This is a genomic window from Frankia sp. AgPm24, assembly GCF_023243055.1.
Taxonomy (GTDB): domain Bacteria; phylum Actinomycetota; class Actinomycetes; order Frankiales; family Frankiaceae; genus Frankia; species Frankia umida.
Genome location: NZ_JALKFW010000210.1, coordinates 57,289 through 78,153, shown reverse-complemented (window position 1 = coordinate 78,153; position 20,865 = coordinate 57,289). Strand labels below are relative to the sequence as shown.

Sequence of the window (20,865 nt, the reverse complement as noted above, 5' to 3'; positions counted from 1 at the left end):
TCCACGATGAGCCGAACGTCCCAGGCGCCGTCCGTCGAGTCCGTGCCGCGGCCGGCGGCGGTGCCGCTCGCGGTACCGGGGCCCGCGGACAGCGCGATCGTGGCGCTGCGGCGGTTGCGGGCCGATCCGCTTGGGCGGCTCACCGAACTGGCTCGTGAGCATGGTCCGGTGGTGCGGGTGGCGAGCTGGCCGGTGTCGGCGTATCTCGTCGCCGAGCCGGACGCGATCGCCGACGTGCTGGTCAGCGGGCACCGGGCCTACGGCAAGGGAGCGGTGCGGCGTGGGCCGGCGGGCCGGCGCACGGTGGTGCAGCCGCTGACATTGCTGCTCGGCGAGGGGCTGCTGACCAGCGCGGGGGACGTCCACCGGCGACAGCGCCGGCTGATCCAGCCGCTGTTCCATCGCCAGCGCATCGCCGGTCACGCCGCGACCTTCGCGCGGATCGCCGAGCGCACGGCCGCCACCTGGCGCGACGGCCAGCGTCTTGACGTGCACGCCGAGATGACCGAGATGACCCTGGCGATCGTCGCCCGGACCCTGTTCGACGTCGATCTGGACAGCGAGGTCGTGGACATCGTCCGCACCACGATCGACCTGACGATGCCGGCGGCCCGCCGGGCCGGACTACCCGGTTTCACGGCCCTGGAGCGGCTGCCGCTTCCCGCGTCCAGGGCCCGTCGGGACGCGCGCGCCGCACTGGACCAGGCGATCCACGCGATGATCGCCGCCCGCCGAGCCACTGGGGCCACCGGCGACGACCTGCTGTCCCTGCTGCTGGCCGCCCGCGACGACGAAACCGGCGCGCCGATGAGCGACGAGCAGATCCGGGACGAGGCGCTCACCCTGCTGCTGGCCGGACATGAGACCACCGCGAACGCCCTGGCCTGGACGTTTCACCTGCTGGGACGAGACGCCGCGGTCCGCGCCGCGTTGCACGCGGAGCTGGACGAGGTCCTCGGCGAGCGGTGCCCGACCATGGACGACCTGACCCGGCTGCCCTATACGAACGCCGTCCTCACCGAGGCGATGCGCCTGTACCCGCCCGTCTGGGCGATGGGACGGCACCTGTTGGCCGACCGGGACATCGCCGGCTACCGCCTGCCCGCCGGCTCCACCCTCATCCTCAGCCAGTGGGTGGTGCACCGCGACGAACGCTGGTGGCCGCGGCCGGAGGTCTTCGACCCCACCCGCTGGACGGGCCAGCCGGGCCAGCCGGGCCAGCCGGGCCAGTCGGGACGGCCGCGGTTCGCGTACTTCCCGTTCGGTGGGGGGCCGCGTCAGTGCATCGGCAACACGTTCGCTCTGGCCGAGGGCGCGCTCGCGCTGGCCGCGATCTCCCGGCACTGGTCGCTGGCCCCGGTGCCGGGCACCGATGTGGTGCCTGTCCCGCAGGTCACTCTTCGCCCGGCTGGTGGGCTGCCGATGACCGTCCACCGCCGTCATGGTCGTGCGGAGCAGGGGTGACTCTTGTCATGGCGGTTCGGTGTCTGGGGCGAGGATGCGCTGGACAGGCGGCATTGTCGGGCGCCGCAGGCCACGGCGCGGGCCCCCGATCGGGCGAGGCGGCACCGCCCCTCGGTAGGGTCAACCAGGAGCATTACGGCCTGCCGGGCGATATCAGGGCAACATAGTCATAAATTCTGATTCCCGGCGCGTGGCGCACAGACCGCCGCCGGTGGGCGGCCGGGGCAGACCCCCGTCCGCCGGCGGCCTGAGCCCGTCGGCGCTGGTGGCGCCCATCCGGGCCAGGCGGAGACCGGCGGCACGTCCATGCGGGGCGCGAACTGTCGTAGGGACCTGCGAGGATCGGGGCATGGTGGTTCCCTCCGCCGCGCCGGCCTCCGAGGAGCTGTTCCGGCGCGCCGAGCGTGTTGTTCCCGGCGGGGTCAACTCGCCTGTCCGAGCCTTTCGTGCCGTGGGTGGCAGCCCGCGCTTCATGGTCTCCGGTGACGGTCCCTATCTCACCGATGCCGACGGCCGTACCTACGTCGATCTGGTCTGCTCCTGGGGGCCGATGATCCTCGGCCACGCGCATCCGGCCGTGGTCGAGGCGGTGTCGCGGGCGGTCACCGCCGGCACCAGCTTCGGCACGCCGACGCCCGGCGAGGTCGAACTCGCCGAGCTGATCGTGGAGCGGGTCGGGGCGGTGGAGAAGGTCCGGCTGGTCAACTCGGGTACCGAGGCGACCATGAGCGCCGTGCGGCTCGCCCGTGGCTTCACCAACCGTGCGACGATCATCAAGTTCGCCGGCTGCTACCACGGGCACGTCGACGCGCTGCTCGCAGCCGCGGGCTCGGGCCTGGCCACCTTCGGCCTGCCCGACACCCCGGGCGTGACCGGCACCGCTACCGCCGACACGATCGTGCTGCCCTACAACGACCTCGCCGCGGTCGAGGCGGTCTTCGCCGAGCGGGGCGCCACGATCGCCGCCGTCATCACCGAGGCCGCCGCGGCCAACATGGGCGTCGTCCCGCCGCTGCCGGGCTTCAACGCGGGCCTGCGCCGGCTGTGCGACATCCACGGCGCGCTGCTGATTCTGGACGAGGTGATGACCGGCTTCCGGATCTCCCGGGCCGGCTGGTGGGGCATCGAGGGCGACCTTGAGGACTGGTCGCCGGATCTGTTCACCTTCGGCAAGGTGATGGGTGGTGGGCTGCCCGCGGCGGCGTTCGGCGGGCGGGCCGACGTGATGTCACGGCTGGCTCCCGCCGGGCCCGTCTACCAGGCCGGCACGCTGTCCGGGAACCCGATCGCGGTCGCCGCCGGCCTTGCCACCCTGCGGGCCTGCACCGACGAGGTGTACGCGACGGTGGATGCCCGCGCCGGTGACGTCGCCGGCATCGTGTCCACGGCGCTCACCGAACAGGGCGTGGCACACCTGCCGGCCAGCGCCGGCTCGTTGTTCAGCTTCTTCTTCACCGACGCCACCGCCGTGATCGACTACGCTGGCGCCCAGGCGCAGAACACCGCCCGCTACGCCGCGTTCTTCCACAGCATGCTCGACGCCGGCATCTACCTGCCGCCGTCGGCGTTCGAGGCCTGGTTCGTCTCCGCCGCCCACGACGACGTCGTGCTCGAGCGGATCGCCGCCGCCGCCCCGGCCGCCGCCCGCGCCGCCGCCGCCGTCCCCGACGCCGCCGTCCCCGACGCCACCCCGGCCACCCCGGTCGCCGCCGGAGGCGCGTCGTGACGCCCCTGGACGGGCGCACCCGGGTGCATCTGGTCCGCCACGGTGAGGTGTTCAACCCGGGCAAGGTGCTCTACGGTCGGCTGCCCGGCTTCGGCCTGTCCGACAACGGGCACCGCCAGGCCAAAATCACCGCGGAGCATCTCGCAGACCTCGACATCGCCGCCGTCGTGGCGAGCCCTCTGGACCGCGCCCAGCAGACCGCCGGGCCGATCGCCGCCGCCCACAACCTGCCCGTCGGCGTCGATCCGCGCCTCATCGAAAGCCGTAACGCGTTCGAGGGCCGCACCTTCGAGGCCGGCCCGGCGGCCCTGAGCCGCCCCGCCATGTGGCCGCTGCTGCGCAATCCGTTCCGGCCGTCCTGGGGGGAGCCCTACACCGAGATCGCGCAGCGCATGCTCGCCGCCGTCACCGACTGGCGCGACCAGTACCCCGGCCGCCACATCGTGCTGGTCAGCCACCAGCTTCCGGTGTGGACGGCCCGGCGCGCCCTGGAGGGCGTCCACCTGTGGCACCGTCCCGACCGGCGCCAGTGCGCCCTGGCCAGCGTTACCACCGCGGTCTACCAGGGCAGCCAGCTCGTCGGCGTCGAGTACGCCGAGCCCAACGGCCCGACGGGCAACACGCCCGGTTCGGTCGGCGCCTGAGCGCGATGGGCGCCCACCCGGGCCTGACCGGCATCCTGTCGGCGTTGCGCTGCCCGGTGTGCGCCGGCGAGCTGGGCGGTGCGGGTGCGGGTGCGGGCGAGGTGTGCTGCGCGGCGGGGCACAGCTTCGACCTTGGCCGCGGTGGCTACCTCAGCCTGCGCGGCGGCCGGTCACGGCGGATCACCGGCGACACCTCGGCGATGGTGGCCGCCCGCGCCGCCTTCCTGGACGCCGGGTACTACGCGCCGCTGACAGCCCGGCTTGGCGCACTCACCGCCGCGGCCCGCGCCGACGGCCGGGCCGCACCGATGATCCTGGAGATCGGTGCCGGCACCGGCCACCACCTGGCCGGCGTGCTGACCGCCCTGGAGCACGGCGCCCTGGAGCACGGCGATCGAGGACACCGTGCCCGTGGGATCGCGGTGGACGTGGCGCCGCCGGCGTTGCGTCGTGCGGCTCGGGCGCATCCGCGAATCGGGGCGGTCTCCTTCGACGCCGCCGAACAGTGGCCCGTCGCGGACGGCCAGGTGGACGTGCTGCTCGACGTGTTCGCCCCGCGTCATCCGGGTGAGATGCGCCGGGTGCTGCGCCCGGGCGGGCTGCTGCTCGTCGTCACACCCGGACCCGCGCATCTCGCCGAGCTGCGGGGCCCGCTCGGCCTGGTCGGCCTGCACCCCGACAAGGACGGCCAGCTCGCGGGACGGCTCACCGAACAGTTCAGCCCCGGCCCGGTCGAGCAGCTGGACGTCCCGCTCACACTCCCGGTCACCGCCGCCGTCGACCTCGCCCTGATGGGCCCCACCGGCCACCATCGCACCCGCGACGACCTGTGTCGGGCCGCCGCGGCAGCCTGGGGGAGCGACCTCGAGAGCGCCACCGTGCCCGTCACCGCGAGCTTCCGGCTGCACCCGTTCCACGCCGGGTCGCCCGGACTGGCCGGTTCGATCAGGGCGGCATGGTAGCCGGCGGCCGCGGCTGCTGACACCGGCGCGGCCGTGGGGAACCACACGCGCACCGGTGGGTACTCGCGCCTACGCTGAGTCGAGTTCTACAGTTGGTCGTAGTTCTACAGTGGGTCGTAGACGGGTGCGGGAGCCGAGAGGGGCAGGGCACATACTGGTGCGCGTGGCAGAGATGGGACGGCGGTTCGGATCAGCTGATGGTCCGGACTCGCCGCGGAGCAGCCATGCCCGTGTTCGACCGGCCCGTGTTCGACCGGCCCGGGTGGGGCGCCTGCTGGCGCTGGTGATGGCGTTGGTCGGTGTGCTCGCCGCCTGCTCCGCGCACGGCAACGCGACCGACGCGACGGGTGGCGACGGCTACGGCTTCGTCCAGCAGTCGGCCGGGACGGACTACGTCAGTGTCGGCAACCGGCACGCCGCGCCCAGACTGTCCGGCAAGGATCTTGACGGCAAGCCGATCGACCTGGCCTCGCTGCGGGGCAAGGCCGTCGTGGTCAACTTCTGGGCCTCCTGGTGCGCGCCGTGCCGCGCCGAGTCACCGGGCCTGGCCAAGCTCGCCCGTCAGGAGCGGTCGGTCGCCTTCCTCGGTGTCAACGAGAAGGATGGCACGTCCAGCGCGAAGGCGTTCGCCCGTGATTTCGACATGCCCTATCCGAGTGTCGTCGACCGGCTGGGCACACTCGCCGCCGGCTGGCCGGTGGCGCCCGGGCTCCCGTCGACGTTCGTGCTCGACGCCGACGGTCGGATCGCCGCCCGGTTCACCGGCGGTGTCCTGCCCGAGGAACTCGCCCCCGTGCTGACCCGGTTGCAGGCCGAGACGTGATCCGCTCATGAGCGCCGCTGACCTGGTCACCAACGGTTCGGTGCTGCTCGCGGCACCTGTGGCGGCCGCCGCCGGACTGATGTCGTTTCTCTCTCCGTGCGTGCTGCCGCTCGTCCCCGGCTATCTCAGCTTCGTCACTGGTCTGTCCGGTGAGGAACTCGAGGAGCGCGAGCGCCGCGACGCCCTCCCCGAGCCGGCCGAACCAGTACTCGTGGGGGCGGTGTCAGCTGGTGGGGCGGTGTCAGCTGGTGGGGCGGTGTCAGCTGGTGGGGTGGTGCTGCCCGCGAACCCCGGTCTGGCCGGGCAGCGGGAACCGGGACCGCGGGCGCGGCTGCGCCAGTTGCGCTGGGGCGGACGGGTGACCGCCGGCACGGGACTGTTCGTGCTCGGGTTCACAGCGGTGTTCGTGTCCTACGGCGCGGCGTTCGGCGGGCTCGGCAACCGACTGCAGGCCCACCAGGTGGGGGTGAACCAGATTCTTGGTGCCTTCACGGTCGTGATGGGCCTCGCGTTCGCCGGGCTGTTCTCCCAGCTGTCCTGGGCGAACCGGGAATGGCGTTTCCACCGGCTGCCGCGTCCCGGGCTGATCGGTGCGCCCCTGCTCGGGGTGATGTTCGGTGTCGGCTGGGCGCCCTGTATCGGTCCGACCCTCACCGCCGTGCTGGGGCTCGCGACGACGAGTGCGACCGCTGGCCGGGGCGCGTTCCTGTCCGCCGTCTACTGCTTCGGGCTCGGGGCGCCGTTTCTCGCGGTCGGGCTCGCCTTCCGGCGGGCCGCTGGTGCCCTGCTCCTGCTGCGCCGGCACTCCCGCATTCTGACCGTCTCCGGTGGGCTGCTGCTGGTCGCGGTCGGAATGCTCCAACTCACCGGGGCCTGGGCCGACCTGATCATCTTCCTGCGGCCCTACGCTCCCGGCTTCTCGGAGACGCCGCTGTGACCCCTCCTCCCAGCTCCACCTCTCCTGCCAGCTCCACCTCGTCCACGCGTGAGACCAGCGAGGACGCCGGGTTCGACCAGGAGTCCGCGCCCACCCGCCGGCTCCCCGACGGCCATGCCGACGCGGCCGCCACCGCCCGTCCGGAGGCGTTCGACCCCCCGCCCCGCGCCGGCGCGGGAGCCGCCGAGCCGGACGCGCCGTCGCGGGCGAGCGGGACGCGTCCCGGCGGGGCCGCGGTGGGACGGTCCGGGCCGTGGGCGCTCGCGGTGCGCAGCTGGCGGCAGCTGACCAGCATGCGCACCGCGCTGTTGCTGCTGTTCCTGCTGGCGCTCGCCGCCGTGCCGGGTTCGCTGCTGCCCCAGCGCAACATCAACCCGCTGCGGGTCGAGCAGTATCTCAAGGATCATTCGACGATCGGTCCGGTGCTGGACCGGTTCTCCGGGTTCGACGTCTTCGCCGCACCCTGGTTCGCCGCGATCTACCTGCTGCTGTTCATCTCGCTGATCGGCTGTCTGTCCTCGCGTATCCGCTGGCACGCGCGGGCGTTGTTCACCGCCCCGCCGAAGGCCCCGGCGCGTCCCGGTCGTCTGCCCGGGGGCAGTTCCTGGACGTCTCCGCTGCCGCCGGACGAGGCCGCCGAGATCGCCCGCGGGGTGCTGCGCGGGCGGCGGTTCCGGGCCAGCGTCGCACCCGCCGACGCCCGCCGGCCGGACGGAACCCCCGACCACTCCGTCGCCGCGGAGAAGGGCTACCTGCGCGAGACCGGCAACCTCGTCTTCCACGTCGCGCTGGTCGGCCTGCTCGCCGCGGTCGGCTTCGGCTCCTGGTTCGGCTATTCGGGGACGACCCTGGTGGTCTCCGGCGACGGATTCGCCAACACGCTCGTCTCCTATGACCAGTTCAGCGGCGGCAAGCTCGTCAACACCGCGAAGCTGCAGCCCTTCTCGCTGACCCTGGACCGGTTCCGGGCGTCCTACCAGCCCAACGGCGAACCGGCCGACTTCCGCGCGGACGTCAGCTACGCCACCGACCTGGACGCCCCCACCCGGACGTCGACGATCCGGGTCAACCATCCGCTGATCCTCCACGACGCCAAGGTCTACCTGATCGGCCACGGGTACGCGCCGCATTTCGTCCTGCGTGACGCCAAGGGCACCGTCGTCTGGCAGAACAACGTGCCCTGCACGCCACGCGACGGCATGTTCACCTCCACCTGCACGGTGAAGATCCCCGACACCGGCCTCGCGCCCGTCGGTACCCGACGTGAACCGCAGCAGTTGGCCTTCAGCGGCGTCTTCACCCCGACGACCCGGCTGGACCCCACCCGCGGCTACGTCTCGATCTTCCCTGCGGCCACCGCCCCCGGGATGACGATCACCGGTTTCGTCGGCAACCTGCACCTGGACGAGGGCGTGCCGCAGAACGTCTACACCGTCGACACCCGGGACATGAAGCAGATCCCGTTGACCGGTCCCGCCGGCGCCGGCCGCACCGCGCAGATCCTGGCCCCGAACAACCCCCGCCAGCGCACGCTGACCGGCCTGCCCGGCGGCCTGAGCCTCGAGGTCGACAGCGTCGCCGAGTTCGCCACCTTCCAGGTGAAGGCCGACCCGGCCAAGCGCGAGGCGCTGGTGTTCGCGGTGCTCATCATCGTCGGCCTGATCGCGAGCCTGCGGGTGCGCCGCCGCCGGGTCTGGGTCCGCGCGCGTCCGGCGTCCGGCGGCGGGTCCATCGTCGAGATCGGCGGCCTGTCCCGCTCGCACGGGGACGGCTTCGCCACCGAACTCGCCGACCTCACCACCGGCGTCCGCGAGGCCACCGGAGCACCACCGCAGGACAAGCCAGCTGAGCCAGCAGAGCCAGCAGAGCCAGCAGAGCCAGCTGAGCCAGCAGAGCCAGCAGAGCCAGCAGAGCCGAAGAGCAGGGAACGGGAGCGCTGATGGCGGTCAACGAGGGCTTCGCCAGCCTGTCCAACCATCTGTTCGGCAGCGGCATGGCGGTGTACTCGGCCGCGATGCTCGGTTTCGCGGCCGAGTTCGCGTTCAGCCGCCTGGGCACCCGTGACGGCGAGGCGGTGACCTCCACCGAGACCTCCACCGAGACCTCCACCGTCCCGGCCGCACGTACGTCGGCGGACCGGTCCGCCGTGCTGGTCGCGGCCTCGGCCGCCGCGTCGGCGGGCAGCGTGATCGACGGTCCGGCCGTGGACGCCGCGGAGCGCGCCCGTGAGATCGAGGCGGTCCGCCGGCGGGACCGGGCCGCGCACTCGCTCGCCGGCGGTGACGACGGTGACCTGCGGGTCTCGGCGCGGGCCCGCTGGATCGGCCGGTTCGCGGTGGGCGCCACCGCCATCGGCTGGGCGTTGCATCTCGCGTCGGTCGTCACCCGCGGGGTCGCGGCGGACCGGGTGCCGTGGGGCAACATGTACGAGTACTCGTCGATGATCTGCCTGATCGCGGTCACGACGTTCCTCGGCCTGATCACCCGGCACAACGTGCGCTGGCTGGGCGTCTTCGTCATGGTGCCGGTGGTGCTCTACCTCGGCTTCGCCGGGACGGTGCTCTACGTGGCGCCCGGGCCGCTGGTGCCGGCACTCAACTCGTACTGGCTGAAGATCCACGTGGTCGGGGCGATCGTCGCGAGCGGGGTGTTCCTCGTCTCCGCGGTGACCACGCTGCTGTTCCTCATCAAGGAACGCTGGGAGAACCGGCTGGCCGAGGTCGCCACCGGACGGGCCGAGGCCAGTCGGGCGATGCAGAACCGCGGTGGGATCGTCATGCGGCTGCCCTCGTCGGCCGCGCTGGACACCCTCACCTACCGGATCATCGCGTTCGCCTTCCCGATCTGGACCTTCGCGATCATCGCCGGTGCGATCTGGGCCGAGGCGGCGTGGGGTCGCTACTGGGGCTGGGACCCCAAGGAGACCTGGTCGTTCATCACCTGGGTCTGCTACGCCGCCTACCTGCACGCCCGCGCGACCGCTGGCTGGCGTGGCCGCCGCGCCGCGACCATCTCACTGGTCGCGTTCACGGCTCTGTTCGTCGACTACTACCTGGTCAACCTGGTCATCACCGGCCTGCACTCCTACGCCGGCGTCTGACCGGACGCCGGCACGGAAGATCCCCTCGTCCAGGCCGCCCCTCGGCCGGGGCGCCTTGGACGAGGGGCGGCTGTCAGCCGCGGGAGGGTGAGGGGGGCTCGGACTCGCCGCCGCGGATGCGCTCGGTGAGTTCCCGCAGGAACTCCGGGTCGTCGTCCGGGCCCTTGGGACGGGCGACGGGACGGCGGGTACCCATCCGCGAGCCGGGACGGCCGAGACCGGCCTCACGCCGGGTGACCTCCCAGGCGGACCGCTGACCGAACGCCGGATGGTCGGAGACGGCGCGTCGCGGCGCGCGTGCGCCATAGCCGTTCACCCGCGGCCGGCCGAACAGGAACCAACCGACCGCGCCGGGAATCCAGAACAGCGCGACCGCCACGATCCAGAGAAGTTTCGACCCCACTCGTACTTCGTCCGGGGGCGTCCCGACCACATCGATGATCGCGTACGCCCAGACACCGATGATCACAAACGTCAGTGCGAGGCCCAGCACCTGCTGGTCGCTCCTTCCAGCTCTCCGTGACCGATTACGTCCTGTCAGGTTTCGTCTGTCATATGGGCTATGAACGTCGGCACGCGGGTTGGTAGTCCCGGTCCGCCGGGCGGTCACCGTGGCCCAGCGGGGCAGCCGCCGCGGCCTGCGGGTCCTGGCCGTGCGCGGCGACTCGGACGGGCCGGACGGTGTGCTCCCCCGACGTCCGCGGCTGCCCGAAGGCGGCCCCCGGAGGGTGCACGTGTCGCGAAGATGGCCGGCCCGTGTATCCCTAGTGTGCCCCTCCTCCCGGGGTCGCGTCCGGCCGGTTGGCAACAGCGTCGTCGGCGTCGCCCCGACCGGCAGCGCTGGGTGCGCCGATCGTCACCGGTGGTGGGGGATCCTACGGTTGTCGGTGCCGGCTGCGAGGATGGGGCAATGGCCTGGGCGGATCTACGCGCGTTTCTCGCGCACCTCGAACGGCGGCGTGACCTGCGACGGGTGTCGGTGCCTGTCGACCCCAGGCTGGAGGTCACCGAGATCGTCACCCGGGTGGTGCGCGAGCACGGCCCGGCGCTGCTGTTCGAAGCCCCCCTCGGGTCGGACATGCCGCTGGCGATCAACGTGTTCGGTACCGAGGCGCGGATGGCCGCGGCCCTCGGCGTCGAGCGTCTGGACGAGATCGGCGAGCGGATCGCCGCCCTGCTGCGCCCCGAACTACCGGTCGGCCTGTCCGGCCTGCGCGACGCCCTGGGCAAGGCCGCGTCGCTGACGTCACTGCCGCCGCGCCGGGTGCGCACGGCCCCCTGCCAGGACGTCGTTCTCGAAGGGTCGGACGTCGACCTGTTCCGCCTGCCCGGGGTGCACGCCTGGCCGAGCGACGGCGGCGCCTTCCTCAACCTGGGGCTGACCCACACCCGTCATCCCGAGACCGGCGCCCGCAACCTCGGGATGTACCGGCTGCAGCGCCACGACGCCCGCACCGTCGGCATGCACTGGCAGATCCACAAGGATTCCAACGCCCACCACGCCGTCGCCGAGCGGCGCGGCGAGCGGCTCCCCGTGGCGATCGCGTTCGGCTGCGACCCGGCGGTCACCTACGCCGCGTCCGCCCCACTGCCCGCCGACATCGACGAGTACCTGTTCGCCGGCTACCTGCGCGGCGAGCGGGTGGAGATGGTCGACTGCCGCAGCGTCCCGCTGCGGGTGCCGGCGAACGCGCAGATCGTGCTCGAGGGCTGGCTGGAGCCGGGGGAGCGGCTGCCCGAGGGCCCGTTCGGCGACCACACCGGCTTCTACACGCCCGTCGAGCCGTTCCCGGCGCTGCACGTCGACGTGATGACGATGCAGCGTGAGCCGGTGTTCCAGACGATCGTCGTCGGCCGCCCGCCGCAGGAGGACGGGCCGATGGGCAAGGCCACCGAACGGATCTTCCTGCCGCTGATCCGGATGATGATTCCCGAGATCGTCGACTACGACCTGCCGGAAGCCGGCGTGTTCCACAACTGCTGCATCGTCTCGATCGACAAGCGTTACCCCAAGCACGCCCAGAAGGTGATGCACGCCATCTGGGGCGCCGGGCTGCTGTCGCTGTCCAAGCTGATCGTCGTGGTCGACGCCGACTGTGACGTCCACGACTACCACGAGGTGGCCTGGCGGGCGTTCGGCAATGTGGACTACGCCCATGACCTGCTCACCACGATCGGCCCGGTCGATCATCTCGACCACGCCTCGTACGAGCAGTTCTGGGGTGGCAAGGTCGGGGTCGACGCGACCCGCAAGCTACCGACCGAGGGTTACCGCCGGGACGGCGGCTGGCCCGAGGAGATCGTGATGGATGCCGCGGTACGCGACCGGGTCACCCGGCGCTGGAAGGAGTACGGCCTGTGAGTGACGCGACCTTCCTGCCTGGACCGTCCGGCGGCCTGTCCGGTTCCTCCGGCGGCGGCGGCGAGCAGCACGAACTGGGCCACGTGCGGGCGTTCCTACGGCTGGTCGTCATCGAACACTCGGTGTTCGCGTTGCCGTTCGCCTACATCGCGGCGCTGGCCGCCTGCTTCGACGCGTCCCGCTCGGTGCACTGGACGGACCTCGGGCTGGTCACGATCGCGATGGTCGCCGCCCGTACCTTCGCCATGGCCGCCAACCGGATCATCGACCGGGCGATCGACGCCCGCAACCCGCGCACCGCCGGTCGGGAACTGGTCACCGGCGCGGTGTCGGTGCGCACCGCCGTGGTCGGCTCGGTGGTCGCGCTCGCCGTGTTCCTCCCCACCGCTGCGATGCTGAGCTGGCTGTGTCTGGCCCTCGCGCCGGTCGCCGTCGCCCCCCTGGTCGTCTACCCGTACGCCAAGCGTTTCACCGACTTCCCGCACGCCGTCCTCGGCATCGCCCAGGCCGTCGCCCCCGTCGGTGCCTGGATCGCCGTCTCCGGCCACTGGTCGTGGGCTGCCGTCGTGCTCGGCCTCGCCGTCGGCGCCTGGATCGGCGGGTTCGACCTCATCTACGCCTGCCAGGACGCGGAGATCGACCGCCGCATCGGCGTACGGTCGGTCCCGGCCCGGTTCGGGATCCGCGGCGCGCTGATCGGCTCGACGGTCACACACATCGTCACGTTCGCCCTGTTCGTGACGTACGGCCTGATGGAGGGAACCGGCGCGTTCTGGTGGGCCGGCCTCGCCGTGACCGCGGCCGCGTTCTCCTACGAGCACGCCATCGTCTCCCCGAACGATCTCTCCCGGGTCAACCGGGCCTTCCTCACGGCGAACGGCTTCGTCGGCATCGCCCTGTTCGCCTTCGCCGTCGCCGACCTGTTCAGCCGCGGTCTGTCGGTCTGACGTGCCGAGGGTGCCCTGGGTGGTGGGGGTCAGCGGCGCCAGCGGCACCCCGTACGCCGCCGCGGTGCTCGGCGGCCTGCTCGCCGCCGGCCATCCGGTCGACCTGGTGCTCTCCCGCGCCGCCCGCCTCACCCTGCTGGACGAGACCGGCCTCGCCTGGCACGACAGCGCCTGGCCGCCGGTCCTGACCGCCTGGCTCCGCGCCCCCTTCGGCGCCGCTGCCACCTCCGCTGCCACCTCCGCTGCCACCTCCGCTGCCACCTCCGCTGTCCCGTCCGGACCCGGGGCGGCGTCCAGGCTCGGGGAACTGCTCGCGGCGCAGGTCAGGGTGCACGCCCCCGGCAATCTCGCGGCCGGGCCCAGCAGCGGCTCCTACCCCACCCGCGGGATGATCGTGGTCCCGGCGAGCACCGCCTGCCTCGCCGGCATCGCCCTCGGCCTGTCCAAGGACCTGCTCCAACGCTGCGCGGACGTGACCCTCAAGGAAGGCCGCCGCCTGCTTGTCGTCCCCCGCGAGATGCCCTACACCGGGGCGACCCTGCGGCACATGCTCACCCTGCACGAGGCCGGCGCGGTCGTGGCCGCGGCGAGCCCCGGCTTCTACGCGGGCGCCCGCGACGCCGCCGACCTGGTCGACTTCGTCGCCGGACGAGTCCTGGACGCAGCCGGTGTCCCGCACGCGCTCTACCGCCGGTGGTCCGGCGAACTCGGCGCCGCCCGCGGCGACACACAGCCCCGAAACGGTTCCGCGGAACCGGCTGGCGACCGGGGGCACCCAAGCCGTTGATCGCCCCACAGCCGCCCCGAGACTCCCTGGCGCCCCGAGAGTCCCTGGCGGAACCAGCCTCCGAGGGAGCACAGTGTTCCTGGACAGGCGAGGCGTTCCTGGACAGGCGAGGGTGACGGATATGGCGGGCGGCGACTCGGCGAAGAAAAAGGCGAAGGCGAAGGCGGCCCCGCCGTCCGATGTCGATCTGCGGGCGCAGCTGCCGTACTTCGTGGCGCGGTTGGCGGTGCTGGTGCTGGTCACGGTGGTTCTGGCGCTCGTGGGGGTGAGCGTGCTGCTGGCGGTGCTGATCGGGTTCGTCGTGGCGGGGCTGCTGACCTGGCCGCTGGGGCGGTTGCAGCGGCGGGCGGCCAGGCGCGACCGCCAGTAGTGAACCCCTGCGACGAGGGGGGCTGTGATGGGGCAGCCGTGCCGGGACAGGCGGAGCGGGGCGACGATCGGGCTAGTCTGGAGCGTATGGATGCTGGGCTCAAAAGGGAGATCGAGGCGAAGGTCGCGGCCGGTGAGCGCCTGAGCCGGGCCGACGGTGAGGCGCTGTACGGCAGCGACGACCTGGCCTGGCTGGGTGGCCTGGCGCACGACGTCCGCACCCGCAAGAACGGCGACCGGACGTTCTTCAACGTCAACCGGCACCTGAATCTCACCAACGTGTGCTCGGCGTCCTGCGCCTACTGCTCGTTCCAGCGCAAGCCCGGCGAGTCCGACGCGTACACGATGCGCATCGAGGAGGCCGTCCGGCTGGCGAAGGAGATGGAGCCGGCCGGCATCACCGAGCTGCACATCGTCAACGGCCTGCACCCGACCCTGCCGTGGCGCTACTACCCGCGCTCACTGCGCGAGCTGGGCAAGGCGCTGCCGGGGGTGGCGCTCAAGGCGTTCACCGCCACCGAGATCCACTGGTTCGAGAAGATCAGCGGGCTGCCCGCCGACGAGATCCTCGACGAACTGATCGACGCGGGCCTCGAGTCGCTCACCGGCGGCGGCGCGGAGATCTTCGACTGGGAGATCCGGCAGAAGATCGTCGGTCACGAGACCCACTGGGAGGACTGGTCGCGCATCCACCGGCTCGCGCACGCCAAGGGGCTGCGCACGCCGTGCACGATGCTCTACGGCCACATCGAGGAGCCCCGGCACCGGGTGGACCACGTGCTGCGGCTGCGTGAACTGCAGGACGAGACCGGCGGGTTCGCGGTGTTCATCCCGCTGCGGTTCCAGCACGACGCGGCCGGCGACCCGCGCAACCGGCTGATGAACCAGCCGATGGCCACCGGTGCCGAGGCGCTGAGGACCTTCGCCGTCTCCCGGCTGCTGTTCGACAACATCGACCACGTCAAGTGCTTCTGGGTGATGCACGGCCTCACGACCGCCCAGCTCGCACTGAACTTCGGTGCTGACGACCTGGACGGTTCCGTCGTCGAGTACAAGATCACCCATGACGCGGACCGGTTCGGCACCCCGACCACGATGACCCGCGAGGACCTGCTGGGCATCATCCGGGACGCCGGGTTCCGGCCGGTCGAGCGGGACACCCGCTACCGGGAGATCCGCGCCTACGACGGGCCCGATCCGGCCCGCCGCGAGGTCGCCACGGCCATCGACGCCTGAGGCGGGCCGTCACGATGGTGAGCAGCAACCCGCGGTATCCGTCCCGCCCGCCGGGGGCGCCGGGCACGGGGTGGGTGTTCGCGCTGGCGTTCGTGGTCATTCTCGTCCCCGGCATCGCGGTCGACGCGTTGCTGGCCTGGGTCGGGGTGCCGATCGGCCCGGCGGCCCTGCTGGGGCTGCTCGCGGTCCTCGTCGGGCTGGGCTTCTTCCCGACCGTGCTGCGCCGCCTCGGCTGGGTGCCGGCGAGAAAACGGAGGTCCTGATGAAGTGGCCCAACCGGCCCGGCCCACGGCCACAGCGCGGGCTGCTGGCCATCAACGTGCGGTACTTCGCGGTGCGGGCACTGCTGTTCGGGGTGGTGCTGGCCGTCGTGCTGCTGCTCGGGCTCGGCGGCCTGCTCGCCTTCCTGCTGGCGCTGGCGATCAGTGGGCTGGCCAGCTACCCGCTGGCGCTGCGGCAACGTCGGGCCGTCATCGACGCGATGGAGAACCGGCACGGCGGGCAGCGTTGAACAGCGGGCCGGCGCGGCCACGGGTCGGGCACATCCAGTTCCTGAACTGCCTGCCTCTGTACTGGGGGCTGGTCCACTCGGGCGCGCTGCTCGACCTCGAACTGACCAAGGACACCCCGGACCGGCTGGCCGAGGCGCTTGTCGCCGGTGATCTGGATATCGGGCCGATCAGCCTGGTCGAGTACCTGCGCCATGCCGACGAGCTGGTCGTCCTGCCGGATCTCGCCGTCGGGTCGGACGGGCCGGTGCTGTCCGTGCTGCTCAGCACGGCGGTGCCGCTGGCCGAGGTGCGCACGGTCGCGCTCGGCTCCACGTCCCGGACGAGTGTGCTGCTGGCGCGGATGCTGCTGGAGGAACTGCACGGCCTCACCCCGACCTACGTGACGATGCCGCCCGACCTGCCGCTGATGCTGCGGGAGGCGGACGCGGCGGTGATCATCGGCGATGTGGCGCTGCGGGAGACCTACGAGGCCGAGCGGGACGGGGCGGCGCATCCGCTTGGTCTGATCGACCTGGGCGCTGCCTGGCGGGACTGGAGCGGCCTGCCGATGGTGTTCGCGGTGTGGGCGGCCCGCCGGTCCTTCGCCGACCAGCACCCCGGGGTGGTCAAGGAGGTGCATGACGCCTTCCGCGCCGGCCTCGACCTCGCGCTCGGCGACGTGGCGGCGGTCGCGGCCCGGGCGGCCCGGTTCGAGGTGTTCGACCCGGCGACGCTCGCCCGCTACTTCACCACGCTGGACTTCTCCCTGGGGGAGCGGCAACAGGCCGGCATCCGGGCCTTCGCGGCCCGGGCCGCCCGCCGCGGCGACGTACCGCCGCTACGGACCATGACCTTCGCCCAGGTCTGAGCTGCTCCGAGTCTGAGCTGCTCCGAGTCTGGGCTCTGCTCAGGCCGGCCGTCGGGCCGCGTACAACTGCCGCAGCTGGTCGACCAGCGGACCGGTGGCAAGGCCCTTTTCCAGGAGCGCGTCGGCGCCGAGGGCGAGTACCTGATCCAGCAGGGTCTCCTCCGAAAAACCGGTGAAAATCACGACGACCGCCCGCGGCGCGATACGCCGAATCCGAGGCAGCGCACCGATACCGTCCAGGACCGGCATCGCGAGATCGAGCAGCACCAGATCCGGATCGGTGCGATGCACCTCGTCGATGGCCTGCGCACCGTCGGCGGCCACGCCGACGACGGTGAAGTCCGGCTCGGTCCCGAGTAGTAGGCACAGCAGGTCACGCACACCGTCGGCGTCGTCGGCGACGACGACCCGGCATGGGCCCGGGGCGACCGGCGAGCCGGGATCGGTCGTGGCCTCGCCGGGCTTTGGCCCAACAGCGCGGGCGTCCATCAGACGGCCGGTATCCACCATTCTTTTGTACGCGCGCAGGTCGACCATGTGCATCGTCATTCGGGATGGTTTTCGAGGATGACCCAGACCGGTCATCATCGCGATACCTGCCGAGCCGGGCATGGCACTCATGACATCGCACCCATGACATCGCACCCATGACATCGCACGGAGGCATGGTGTGACACCTGGCGGAATACTCCGATCAGGTCGGCTCGCCGGGATTCTCAATGTTTCCGGCGGAACTTCGACACCATCCCTCTTGTTTCCCAACGAGAACACAAGATAGCCGGCATAATGCGGCGGTGGGCGGCCGGCCCGCCCCCGCTCCGCCCCATCGCGCCCCGCATTGTGATTACTTAGAGTAATTATTGCGATCGCTCGCGTATGGGACTTTCTGCCTCTAGCCTACAAGGGTGCTCCATGGAGTAATCTGATCACTATAAGTGAATCCAGCCGGATGGCCCGGCCGGGCGTGCCGGAAGGACAGCGCAGATGCGGCAACGGAGCCGAGGCCGTCACGGCACGGCGACCGCCGAGGACCTGCTCCCCGGCGAGGTACGTCGGCGACGCTGTGAGCGTGGCCTGACCCGTGACGAGCTCGCCGCACGCACCGGCTACAGCCGTCAGTACGTCGCCCAGCTGGAGCAGCCCAGCCGTGGCATCCCGGCCCGGCCGGTGATGGCCGCGGTGGATGCGGCGCTTGAGGCCGGCGGCGCGCTGATCGATCTGCGGGAGGCCGCCGTCGCAGCCCGGGCCGAGCGGCTTCGGCGTGGTCCCGATCCGGAGGCCGAGTCGCGCCGCCGCGTGTCCGACCTGCTCGACCATCGCCGCAGTGACGGCGAGCTGGACTACCTCGACCGCCTTGTCGCTGACCTCATCGCCCGGGCCGACGGTCTTGACCCGGTGGACGTCACCGCGCTCGTGCTCGATCACCAGAGCGTGGTCGACACCCTGCTGCGCACACCGTTGCTTCCACACCAGCAGTTCCGCCTGTTCATGCTCGCCGGTCACCTCGCCGGCCTGCTGGCGATCTCCCTGCTGGATGTGGACGAACTCGCCGGCGCGAGCACCTGCTGCCTGGAGGCGGCCGTGTTCACCGAGCTCACCGGCCACGAGGGCCTGCGGGCCTGGACCCTCGCCGTCAACGACCTGATCGACGCCGCCGCCCGCAGCGCCAGCGCCAGCGACATCGCCAGCGACATCGCCAGCGCCGGCGATGTCGCGGAGCAGAGCTGGGCTGACCTCGATCAGTCGGCCGGCGCGGACGCGGCCACCCAGGCGTTGGCCGAGATGCTCACGGCGCCCGGTGGGCGAGCGAGCCAGCCCCGCCTCATCGCGCTGGTGAAGGGCCGCATCGATCGCTTCGGCGGGGACAGCCGTCGCCCGCTGTCCCCGCAGGCCGGACTGTCCCACGCCTTCCATCCTCCAGTCTGACCACCCCGGCCCTGACGGCTGCCCAGCCCCGGATCCCGCGCGTTGTTCATTTTTCCCACCGGTGGGGTAGAGTAGGTTTTGTCGTCCTGCGTCGATCCCTGATCGCGGCGCTGTAGTAGCACCGTCGTAGCTTTTTCACCCGTTTTGCCCACCCTTGGGTGGGTCAATCTGCGGCCACCTGACGTCAGAGGCCTCACAACCCACCCATCGGCTCCACATCTGTGGAAGCATGACGGGGTGGTCGCGCGCGCCCTCACCCTCGGGGCGCCGGTTGTGCGTAGGGCTGGCCGTTCGGTCGCCATCGCATTCCGGCGCGGCGTTGTGTCGTCCCCCGCAGCCCCGTGCCTGGTGATCGAGCCGATGCTCGTCGCCCGTCTGCACGTTGACCTGCTGCGGGTTTCCAGCGCCGGCTGTCGCCGCTCCCGCTGACGTCCCCGCGCGGTGCCGTGTCGACGGTGCCGCGCATCCCCGCGCGTCGAAAGATCATTCATGCCTTCTGCTGCCCGTCCGGCCCGTTCCGCCGCGCCTTCGTCCCGTCCCAAGGGCGCGGGCCAGTGGGCGCTGGGCTACACCGAGCCGCTCAACGCCAACGAGCAGATGAAGAAGGACCAGGGCGGCCTGGAGGTGCGCGAGCGCATCCTCAACGTCTACCCGAAGACCGGCTTCGACAGCATCGACCCGCAGGACCTGCGCGGCCGGTTCCGCTGGTGGGGGCTCTACACCCAGCGCCGGCCGGGGATCTCCGGCGGACGCACCGCGGTGCTCGAACCCGAGGAGCTCGACGACTCCTACTTCATGCAGCGGATCCGTCTCGACGGAGGCCGGATGAGCGCCGACCAGCTGCGCGTCATCGCCGACATCTCCACCCGCTACGGCCGTGACGTCGCCGACGTCACCGACCGGCAGAACATCCAGCTGCACTGGATTCGGATCGAGGACGTCCCCGCGATCTGGGGCGCGCTCGAAGGTGCCGGGATGACGACCGCTGAGTCCTGCGGCGACACCCCCCGCGTCATCCTCGGCTGCCCGCTGGCCGGTGTCGACGGGGACGAGGTCATCGACGGCACCACCGTCATCGACGAGATCGTCGAGCGTTTCATCGGCGATCCGACGCTGGCGAACCTGCCCCGCAAGTTCAAGACGGCGATCTCCGGCTGCGCCGACCACTGCGCCATGCACGAGATCAACGACATCTCCTTCGTCGGGGTCGTGCACCCCGAACTCGGCCCCGGCTACGACCTGTGGGTCGGCGGGGGACTGTCGACGAACCCGATGCTCGCCGTGCGCCTGGGCACGTTCGTCCCACCGGAGCGGGTCGCCGAGGTGTGGCACGGTGTCGCCCGCCTGTTCCGTGACTACGGCTACCGCAGGCTGCGGACCCGGGCCCGGCTGAAGTTCCTCGTCGCCGACATGGGCGCCGAATGGGTGCGGGCCACCCTGGAGAAGGAGTACCTCACCGCCGCGCTGCCCGACGGCTCGCCGCCGGCGCCGCCTCGCAACGAGGGCCGCGACCACGTCGGTGTGCACCGTCAGCGCGACGGACGCAACGCCGTCGGTTTCGCCCCGCGCGCCGGTCGTCTGACCGGGACGATCCTGCGCACCGTCGCCGACCTCGCCGACCGCCACGGCGCGGGCCGCATCCGGGCGACCACCACCCAGAAGCTCGTCATCCTCGACGTCCCCGACGCGCAGGTCGACCCGCTCGAGGCAGCCCTCGCGGAACTCGACCTCGTGGTGAACCCCAGCGTGTTCCGCCGCGGCACGATGGCCTGCACCGGCATCGAGTTCTGCAAGCTGGCCATCGTCGAGACCAAGGCCAACGCCCGTGACCTGATCACCGAACTCGAGCGGCGCCTGCCCGGCTTCGACGAGCCGATCGGCATCCACATCAACGGCTGCCCGAACGCCTGCGCACGCTTCCAGGTCGCTGACATCGGCCTGAAGGGCTCACTCGTCCCGGATGACGCCGGCGAGATGGTCGAGGGCTTCCAGGTGCACCTAGGCGGGCATCTGGGCACCCACTCGCGGCTCGGACGCAAGTCCCGCGGTCTGAAGGTCACCGCGGACGGCCTGCTCGACTACGTCACCGGCCTGCTCAGCACCTACCAGGCCGAACGTGACGACAGCGAGAGCTTCGCAGACTGGGCCCAGCGTGCCGACGAGTCCGCGCTGACCGGTGGCGGGAGCTGATGGCCGGCAGCGCCCGGGCCGTCCCGTTCTACT

Annotated in this window: 21 protein-coding genes; 19 read left to right on the top strand and 2 right to left on the bottom strand. The window is 71.7% G+C overall.

Features of this window, described 5'->3' with window-relative positions; genetic code table 11:
• Nucleotides 1-6: 6 nt before the first annotated feature.
• The 8 genes from MXD61_RS22290 to ccsB all read left to right on the top strand — a co-directional run bounded on the left by MXD61_RS22290 (nucleotide 7) and on the right by ccsB (nucleotide 9,656).
• Entirely contained in the window at nucleotides 7-1,464 is a 1,458-nt protein-coding gene (locus MXD61_RS22290) for a cytochrome P450 (RefSeq protein ID WP_248815382.1), read from the top strand.
• 349 nt (nucleotides 1,465-1,813) lie between these two features.
• Nucleotides 1,814-3,190, top strand: coding sequence for a glutamate-1-semialdehyde 2,1-aminomutase (gene hemL / locus MXD61_RS22285; RefSeq protein WP_248815381.1), 1,377 nt, complete (start codon nucleotides 1,814-1,816; stop codon nucleotides 3,188-3,190).
• Between the two features lie 5 nt (nucleotides 3,191-3,195).
• Complete coding sequence (locus MXD61_RS22280) at nucleotides 3,196-3,834, top strand: histidine phosphatase family protein (RefSeq protein WP_251080423.1); 639 nt, start codon at nucleotides 3,196-3,198, stop codon at nucleotides 3,832-3,834.
• A 5-nt stretch (nucleotides 3,835-3,839) separates the two neighbouring features.
• Nucleotides 3,840-4,796, top strand: a complete 957-nt coding sequence (locus MXD61_RS22275) for a methyltransferase domain-containing protein (protein ID WP_248815379.1) — start codon at nucleotides 3,840-3,842, stop codon at nucleotides 4,794-4,796.
• Nucleotides 4,797-5,058: 262 nt separating this feature from the next.
• The gene (locus MXD61_RS22270) at nucleotides 5,059-5,619 is read left to right on the top strand and encodes a TlpA disulfide reductase family protein (RefSeq protein WP_248815378.1); all 561 of its coding nucleotides are present in this window, start codon (nucleotides 5,059-5,061) and stop codon (nucleotides 5,617-5,619) included.
• Nucleotides 5,620-5,626: 7 nt separating this feature from the next.
• Nucleotides 5,627-6,556 carry a cytochrome c biogenesis CcdA family protein gene (locus MXD61_RS22265; protein WP_248815377.1) on the top strand — a complete coding sequence of 310 codons (930 nt, stop codon included), beginning with the start codon at nucleotides 5,627-5,629 and terminating at the stop codon, nucleotides 6,554-6,556.
• Nucleotides 6,553-8,496, top strand: a complete 1,944-nt coding sequence (locus MXD61_RS22260) for a cytochrome c biogenesis protein ResB (RefSeq protein ID WP_374629377.1) — start codon at nucleotides 6,553-6,555, stop codon at nucleotides 8,494-8,496. The genes MXD61_RS22265 and MXD61_RS22260 overlap by 4 nt, the downstream gene beginning before the upstream one ends.
• Nucleotides 8,496-9,656 (top strand): c-type cytochrome biogenesis protein CcsB, encoded by a 1,161-nt coding sequence (gene ccsB / locus MXD61_RS22255; protein WP_248815376.1) that lies wholly within the window; start codon nucleotides 8,496-8,498, stop codon nucleotides 9,654-9,656. The genes MXD61_RS22260 and ccsB overlap by 1 nt, the downstream gene beginning before the upstream one ends.
• A 73-nt stretch (nucleotides 9,657-9,729) precedes the next feature.
• Here ccsB and MXD61_RS22250 read toward each other — a convergent pair whose 3' ends face one another.
• Complete coding sequence (locus MXD61_RS22250; protein ID WP_248815375.1) at nucleotides 9,730-10,149, bottom strand: PLD nuclease N-terminal domain-containing protein; 420 nt, start codon at nucleotides 10,147-10,149, stop codon at nucleotides 9,730-9,732.
• Nucleotides 10,150-10,566: 417 nt separating this feature from the next.
• Between MXD61_RS22250 and MXD61_RS22245 the strand changes: the two genes are divergently transcribed.
• The 8 genes from MXD61_RS22245 to MXD61_RS22210 all read left to right on the top strand — a co-directional run bounded on the left by MXD61_RS22245 (nucleotide 10,567) and on the right by MXD61_RS22210 (nucleotide 16,716).
• Nucleotides 10,567-12,018 (top strand): menaquinone biosynthesis decarboxylase, encoded by a 1,452-nt coding sequence (locus MXD61_RS22245; RefSeq protein ID WP_163547770.1) that lies wholly within the window; start codon nucleotides 10,567-10,569, stop codon nucleotides 12,016-12,018.
• Nucleotides 12,015-12,965 (top strand): menaquinone biosynthesis prenyltransferase MqnP, encoded by a 951-nt coding sequence (gene mqnP / locus MXD61_RS22240; protein ID WP_374629374.1) that lies wholly within the window; start codon nucleotides 12,015-12,017, stop codon nucleotides 12,963-12,965. The genes MXD61_RS22245 and mqnP overlap by 4 nt, the downstream gene beginning before the upstream one ends.
• A gap of 19 nt (nucleotides 12,966-12,984) precedes the next feature.
• Nucleotides 12,985-13,752: a UbiX family flavin prenyltransferase gene (locus tag MXD61_RS22235; RefSeq protein WP_248815374.1), complete on the top strand. Its 768-nt coding sequence runs from the start codon at nucleotides 12,985-12,987 to the stop codon at nucleotides 13,750-13,752.
• 121 nt (nucleotides 13,753-13,873) lie between these two features.
• Entirely contained in the window at nucleotides 13,874-14,122 is a 249-nt protein-coding gene (locus MXD61_RS22230; protein ID WP_163547780.1) for a hypothetical protein, read from the top strand.
• An 86-nt stretch (nucleotides 14,123-14,208) separates the two neighbouring features.
• Nucleotides 14,209-15,357, top strand: a complete 1,149-nt coding sequence (mqnE, locus tag MXD61_RS22225) for an aminofutalosine synthase MqnE (protein ID WP_248815373.1) — start codon at nucleotides 14,209-14,211, stop codon at nucleotides 15,355-15,357.
• A gap of 14 nt (nucleotides 15,358-15,371) precedes the next feature.
• Nucleotides 15,372-15,620: a hypothetical protein gene (locus tag MXD61_RS22220; RefSeq protein ID WP_248815372.1), complete on the top strand. Its 249-nt coding sequence runs from the start codon at nucleotides 15,372-15,374 to the stop codon at nucleotides 15,618-15,620.
• The gene (locus MXD61_RS22215; RefSeq protein WP_225438086.1) at nucleotides 15,620-15,868 is read left to right on the top strand and encodes a hypothetical protein; all 249 of its coding nucleotides are present in this window, start codon (nucleotides 15,620-15,622) and stop codon (nucleotides 15,866-15,868) included. The genes MXD61_RS22220 and MXD61_RS22215 overlap by 1 nt, the downstream gene beginning before the upstream one ends.
• Nucleotides 15,865-16,716, top strand: a complete 852-nt coding sequence (locus MXD61_RS22210) for a menaquinone biosynthetic enzyme MqnA/MqnD family protein (protein WP_163547773.1) — start codon at nucleotides 15,865-15,867, stop codon at nucleotides 16,714-16,716. The genes MXD61_RS22215 and MXD61_RS22210 overlap by 4 nt, the downstream gene beginning before the upstream one ends.
• A 39-nt stretch (nucleotides 16,717-16,755) precedes the next feature.
• On the opposite strand, the gene MXD61_RS22205 is transcribed toward MXD61_RS22210, so the two are convergent.
• Complete coding sequence (locus MXD61_RS22205) at nucleotides 16,756-17,265, bottom strand: response regulator transcription factor (protein WP_248815371.1); 510 nt, start codon at nucleotides 17,263-17,265, stop codon at nucleotides 16,756-16,758.
• Nucleotides 17,266-17,700: 435 nt separating this feature from the next.
• On the opposite strand from MXD61_RS22205, the gene MXD61_RS22200 reads away from it, so the two are divergent.
• The 3 genes from MXD61_RS22200 to MXD61_RS22195 all read left to right on the top strand — a co-directional run bounded on the left by MXD61_RS22200 (nucleotide 17,701) and on the right by MXD61_RS22195 (nucleotide 20,832).
• On the top strand, nucleotides 17,701-18,642 hold the full coding sequence (locus MXD61_RS22200) for a helix-turn-helix transcriptional regulator (protein ID WP_248815370.1): 942 nt from the start codon (nucleotides 17,701-17,703) through the stop codon (nucleotides 18,640-18,642).
• A 237-nt stretch (nucleotides 18,643-18,879) separates the two neighbouring features.
• Entirely contained in the window at nucleotides 18,880-19,071 is a 192-nt protein-coding gene (locus tag MXD61_RS29020; RefSeq protein WP_374629370.1) for a putative leader peptide, read from the top strand.
• A gap of 60 nt (nucleotides 19,072-19,131) precedes the next feature.
• Entirely contained in the window at nucleotides 19,132-20,832 is a 1,701-nt protein-coding gene (locus tag MXD61_RS22195) for a nitrite/sulfite reductase (RefSeq protein ID WP_248815369.1), read from the top strand.
• Nucleotides 20,833-20,865 lie beyond the last annotated feature (33 nt).